The following is a 5881-nucleotide window of genomic DNA, read 5'->3' on the forward strand; positions in this document are numbered from 1 at the left end:
GAAGACAAGCCTCGACGGCGACCATGCGAACCCGGGTGCGGCTGCGCCATCTGAGCTTCCCACGCCCAGCGTCCGTGAGGGACGCACGGTTACAGTTCCGGCTGTCCTGGTACCGACTTGGGTGCTCCGCCGCTACCGTTGATGCGGGGAGGGATCGACTGTAGACGGAGAGCAACCCATGGCGTGGAACAAGCGAGGGTCGACCAGTGGTGGAGCCTCCACCGGCCGTGACAGCGTCAAACGCGGCGGCAAAGGCGGATCCGCCGGATCCAAGAACAACCCCGATACCGAGAAGAACTACGACAAGCGGGGCGCGAAGGCCGGGCATGCCGACCTCGAGCCGATGGAGACCGCGGACTGCCCCACCTGCAACGGCACCGGGAACGTGGTCGCCGAACGGGTCGAGACAGACGAAGATGGTGGCTATTCGGGAACGCAGGAGAAGAAGTGCCCGACGTGCGGCGGGGCTAAACAAATCACCAAGAGAAAATGACCAGCGATCCGCCTGAGCCGGGGCCGGCGGACGACTGCGGCCCGACCGGGCCGGAGCCGGTCGTGCCGATGCTGTCGCTGGTGGCCTGCAACAAGTGCCGGCGTCGCCGTGGCGCCCAGTTGCATGCCACAGGCAGCGTCGAGCGGGTACCAGAGCGGGGGACGTGCCCGCATGGCAGGCCGCTGCGGAAAATCTGGGCGCCTGGGTTCGGGCCGGGCTCCGAGCCGCCGCCGCTGCCCGGCACACCAGAAGAACGGCGCCAAGGCCCGGTCTGAACGGGCCCGGAAGTCGCGCGAGGAGGTTCAGCGACTCCCGGCGGCGATCTCGGCCCGGACCCGCGCGACGAACGCCGCCAGCACCTGTTCGCCCGCGAGCACCCCGGCCGCGGCGGTGACGGTGACATTCGGGCCCGACCAGCCCAGCTCGTGCAGCTCACCGTGGGCCGGACGGACGGCGTGGTCGGCCGCCGCGAGCATCGGGACGTCAAGCACGGAGTCCCCCGCGGCCAGCAGCCGGGCGGTACCGGCACGGCGGGCGACCTCGGCCACCGCGCGCTGCTTGGTCAGGACCGACGGGACGAAGTACACCTTCCGCCCCTGCAGCGACATCGCCCAGCCCGCAGCCCGCGCCGTCTCGGCCTCCCCGGTCAGGTCGGGAATGCCAGCGCGGTCGTGGGCGACGAGGTAGACGAACAACCCGTCGGCGACCCGCACGAGCCGGGCCCAGCCGCCGGCGGCGGACCGCTCGGCGAGCGCCACCATCTCCGCCAGGGGGGCGCAGGCGGCGGCGACCTCGGCCGCCACGCCCGCCGCCCAGGCCGGATCGGGGACCCCGTCGACCAGCAGGTGCCCGCCGTTGGCCGCGATCGCGTAGCGCGGCCGGACCCCGAGCTTGACCCGCGCGTACTGGGCGAGGGTGCGGGTGGTGACCGGGACGAGGACGGCGAGGTCGTGCAACTCAGCGAGCAGGGCCAGCGACCGCGCCGTCGCGAACGAGATCGGCGCGCCGTCGAGGCGTTCGACCTCGACGAGCTCCGGTGCGGGCCGGTCGTCGGCCAGCAGCAGCGAGTGCCAGGAAAAGATCAGCGTCTTGTCCAGGTCACAGGCCAGCAGATGACGCGGCCCGGACGCGGCGGACGGGCCGACCGTCACGGCGGACGAGTCGGCCGTCACGGGACGTCCGGACGCCAGCGCGCGTTCGGGGTGTGGAAGACCGGTGCCGCGCCGACCGGGCGGATCAGCCCCACACAGGAGAAGGGCAGGTCCGCCATCTCCTGGACCTCGACGTCGCGGTCGGCGGCCAGTGCCAGCACGTGCGCCAGCTCGTCGAGCCGGTCGGGGGCGATGAGGATGCGCCAGGGCACCCGGCGCAGCAGGACCCGAGTCGTCTCCCCCACCCCCGGCTTCACCATGACCACGTCGGGGATGTCGAACGCGGCTGCGATGCGCTCCACCGCCGCCCAGCCCGCCCAGGTCGGACTGCGGTCGGCGGCCCACAGCCGCGGCCAGGTCTCGGCGACCTCGTCGGCCACCTCGGGGAAGTGGGCCGCCACCGTCTCGACGAAGTGCCGGGACAGATCGTGCGCCGCGAGTTCGGCGTAGTACTTCGCACCGTGGAAGTCATCCGGACCGATGTGCTCGGCGTTGAGGACGGTCCGGCTGACCAGCCCGCTCACCGTCGAGTTCAGGCAGGCGCTCGGGATGAGGAAGTCGTCGCGGGTCCCGTAGAGCGGCACGCACCGAGCCGGGTCGGCCAGTACGGCGAGGGTATCGTCCAGCCCGAGCCGCGCCACCGCGTCGGTCAGCACCCGGGTCATCACCCCCTTGCCGGTCCAGCCGTCGACGAACTGGATCACCTCCCGGTTGTGCCGGGAGGTGAGGTAGCGGATCGCGTTCAGGTCCACGCCGCGATCCTTGATCACCGAGATCGCGTAGTGCGGGGTGTCGAGCCCGTGGCGCCAGCCATACCAGCGCCGCATCAGGATCCCCACCGGGGTACCGGCCCGGGCGATCGAGGCCAGGACCGGCTCGGGCTTGGTGACCCGTACAAGCTCCGCCACGAGGCCGGTGGCGAGCGCGACCCGGCGGGCCGACCGGTCCAGCGCCCGGTGGTAGAGCTCCAGGTAACCGGCGTCAGGCTGGTACTCGACCGGCAGGTCCTCGGAGTAGTGCCGGCCGGCCTGCATGGCCTCCTCACGGTCCTCGGTGGGCCGCTCCAAGGCGACCGCGCTGAGGTCGGTCAGCAGGAAGGTCACGTCCGCCGGATCGTATGAACCCGAGCCGACGGTGCCGGTGAGCGCGGGATCCACCGCGCCGATCCCGCTCACCGGGCGTCCCCGGGCGCACCGGTGAGCGGTCCGGCGGCGGGCGGCGCACCGGTCGGTCGAGGGGACGGCTGGTAGGAGGGCCGGTAGGAGGGCAGCGTCAGCACCGTGACCGGAGCGCATCGGCGTAGCTGAGTAAGCATGCCGTGGAGGCCGGTATCCGCACGGGGAGAGCTCCGGTCCGCCCCCGGGGCGACGTCCGTCTCAAAATCGACGTCCGGGACGGAGTCGACGACCACCACGATGTCGTCGTACATCCCGGGCCGGACGTTGTAGACGTGGCTGGCCCGGCCCGGGTCGTCCGGCGCGGGGAAGGTGAGGGCGGCGCGGATGGCGTAGCCGTCGACGTCGACGGGGTGGACCGGCGAACGCGTCGTGGACTGGTAGCGGATCTCACCCGGACTCGTCCGGGCCAGCGCGTCCGCTATCCGCATCGGCGTGTACATCAGTTCCTCCGTCCCGAGCACGAGCGTGCGACCCGCGGGCCGGGTCAGCGCGGCCAGTACCGTCGCGGCGACCGGCGGCACGACCTCGTCGAGGCGGTGGCGGTCGGTCGGCGACCAGCGATGACGGCCACCGTCAGGCAGGTCGGACGGCCAGTCGGCCACCAACCGGCGAACCGGGTGGGCCACCAGCGCCCCCGTCGCCCGCGCCTCGTCCCGACCGTCCGCGCCCCCGGCGAACCGGGCGCGGACCCGCGCGGCTCGGGCCGCGATCTCGGCCGGCACGGTGACGGTGGCCGTAAGCGGGGCGACGACATCCAGCCGGACCCCGAGCTCGTCGGCGAGATCGGCGAACGCGGCCCGGGCCGCGGGCGGACGGGCGTCGAGCAGCGTGGCAACCACGTAGTGCTCGCGTGGGGCGTGGGCATGCAGGATCCGGATCGTGCCGAGGGCGGTGCGCCCGGTCGACAGCTCGTCGTCGACGAGCACGATCGGCGCGCCGCACCGCAGGATCTCGCGGTCCTCGGGCATCAGCCAGTGGTGGGTCGCGTGAGAATGGGACTCCACGAACTCGAGGATCGGCGTGACACCGGGCAGCGGCCGCCGGGTGGTGTGCAGGTAGTGGCTCGTCGGGAGACCGTCGGCGACCGCGTGCCCCAACGCCGTCGCGGTCTCGCAGTAACCGATCACGATCGGACCGGTCCGCGGGCCCCCGGGCTGCTCGACCGGCGAACCCGGCACCAGCGAACCCGGCACCAGCGAACCCGCAACCGGCGGGTCCGCGACCCGCTTTCCGGCCTCCTCGAAGCCGGGCAGCGCCCGGACCAGCGCGGCGACCCCGGCCCCGGCCGCGAGCGCCTCGGCCGGGGCCACCGGCAGATGCTTGCCGAGCACCCGGCTAACCAACAGGTGCGCCCGGCGTGGGTTGCGGCGCAGGGCGAGTCCCACCAGGGCGTGCAGCCCCTGGCCCGCCACGTCCGCGGTGACCTGGACATCGAGGCCCAGCGCGGTCCACAGCCACATCCCTGCGGGGGCGGCCGCTGGGATGTGGGCGGGCACGGGCGCGGCCGGGTGAGGGATGGGCGCGCCGGTGGGGGCGTCCGTCCCCGCCGTCGCCGTCATCGGGCATTCCGCTGGCCGAGACGACCGTGCGTCGCCGCCAGCACCTCGACGAAGGTGTCGCCCTCGCGCAGGACACCGAACGCGCGCGCCCGGCGGATCACCGCCTCGGCCCAGGCCCGGTGCGGACGCAACTCGTTCATCTTGTTCGCGTAGCTGCTCGGCCGTACCCCGCCGGCATCCCCGTCGAGGACGGTCTCGGCATCGGTGTACTCCTCCTGGGTGACGACGTGCAGCGCGTGCACGGCGGGCACGTGGCTGGGATGGATCACCGTCTTGCCGATCAGGCCGTTGGCCTTGTCCAGAACGACCTCCCGGATCAGCCGGTCAAGGTCGGCGGAGACCAGTTCGCTGCGCATCCGGATCGCATCCTCCCCGCCGTCGACGCGGTCCGCCTGCGCGAACGGGGTCACCCGCAGCGAGCTGACAAAGAGCCGTTCCGGCTGGGCGAAGTACTCCCAGACCGGTCCGGTCACGACGTGGTCACCGCCCCGCGCACAGATATTCACGATGTCGGCGATGCAGTCCCGGACGACAGCGATGTCGTAGATCGTCAGGTCGCGGTCACGGCGCAGCCCGAACAGCCCACACAGGTCCGTCGCACCGAGCCGGATCGCCAGCACCTGGTCGGCGTGCTTGTCGACCAGCCGCCGGACCGCCGACAACGCCTCCACCCGGGTCTCCCGGTTGATGACCTGCGGGCTCTCCAGCACCGGCATGGCCCACAGCGGGCGACCGACCGTCTCGGAGGCCCGCAGCACCGCCTCCATCGCCGCCTCGCCACCCTCCTCGGCGAACTTGGGCAGCACGAACCCGGCGAGACACCCGACTCCGGCCGGCCCGAGCCGGTCGACAAGATCCGGGATCTGCCCGACCGCGCGGACCCGGACGAACAGCAGTGGTATCGCGCCCGCGGCCCAAGGGGGCTCCGCCGCGAGCGCGCGCAACGCGGCGACGACGTTGGCCTCGGCGGCGGCCACCTCGGTGTCAGCGATGGAGTCCTCCAGGCAGAGAACCATCGAGGTCACCCCCGCCGCGGTCTGTCTGTGCACGTCCGACGCCAACCGGGGGCGCGTCCCCGGGGCGTAGAGGGTCGCGCCGAGCGCGGTGGCCAGCAGACGACGATCATCATTCACGGCGATGTCCTCCGGCGGCCGGAGGAACAGTGCGTCAACCGTCTCGGGGCCCAGAAAGGCGAAGTGGCGCAAGCAGCGTTCTCCTCGTCAAAGGCAGGGGCGTCGTTCGACGAGCATCCCGAAACGGTGCGCGCCGACCGGAGCCGGCAAGATCGTGAAACGTCGCCTCTCGGTGACGGTACCTGGCGAATGGCCTCCGACGACAGACGGCGGGAACTGACAGCCAGCCGACACACGGCGGCCATCTCGGCGCCATCTACGGGGCGCCGACCTGCGGCGCAGCGTCCGCGAGCGGCCAGCCACCAGTCGGCAGCGGGCGGCCGAGGCGCCGCCCGCCCCCCACGAACTCGACTAGGGCCTGTTTGGG

General features: G+C 72.5%; 5 protein-coding genes. 1 reads left to right on the forward strand and 4 read right to left on the reverse strand.

Annotated features, from left to right (window positions below; all coding sequences use genetic code 11):
* The first annotated feature begins 178 nt into the window (after positions 1-178).
* Positions 179-493: a hypothetical protein gene (locus AC08OU_RS21695; protein ID WP_462186825.1), complete on the forward strand. Its 315-nt coding sequence runs from the start codon at positions 179-181 to the stop codon at positions 491-493.
* Positions 494-795: 302 nt separating this feature from the next.
* Here the strand turns inward: AC08OU_RS21695 and AC08OU_RS21700 are convergent, their stop codons facing one another.
* From AC08OU_RS21700 to AC08OU_RS21715, 4 genes are read right to left on the reverse strand one after another with little or no spacing between them, the layout of a single operon-like run.
* Complete coding sequence (locus AC08OU_RS21700) at positions 796-1665, reverse strand: HAD family hydrolase (protein ID WP_476601913.1); 870 nt, start codon at positions 1663-1665, stop codon at positions 796-798.
* Entirely contained in the window at positions 1662-2810 is a 1149-nt protein-coding gene (locus AC08OU_RS21705) for a cysteine protease StiP family protein (RefSeq protein ID WP_476601914.1), read from the reverse strand. The genes AC08OU_RS21700 and AC08OU_RS21705 overlap by 4 nt, the downstream gene beginning before the upstream one ends.
* Positions 2811-2815: 5 nt before the next feature.
* Complete coding sequence (locus AC08OU_RS21710; RefSeq protein WP_476601912.1) at positions 2816-4381, reverse strand: phosphoribosyltransferase family protein; 1566 nt, start codon at positions 4379-4381, stop codon at positions 2816-2818.
* On the reverse strand, positions 4378-5586 hold the full coding sequence (locus tag AC08OU_RS21715) for an HpcH/HpaI aldolase/citrate lyase family protein (protein WP_462186828.1): 1209 nt from the start codon (positions 5584-5586) through the stop codon (positions 4378-4380). The genes AC08OU_RS21710 and AC08OU_RS21715 overlap by 4 nt, the downstream gene beginning before the upstream one ends.
* Between the last annotated feature and the right edge of the window lie 295 nt (positions 5587-5881).

It is taken from the genome of Frankia sp. CcMO1 (genome assembly GCF_977945845.1).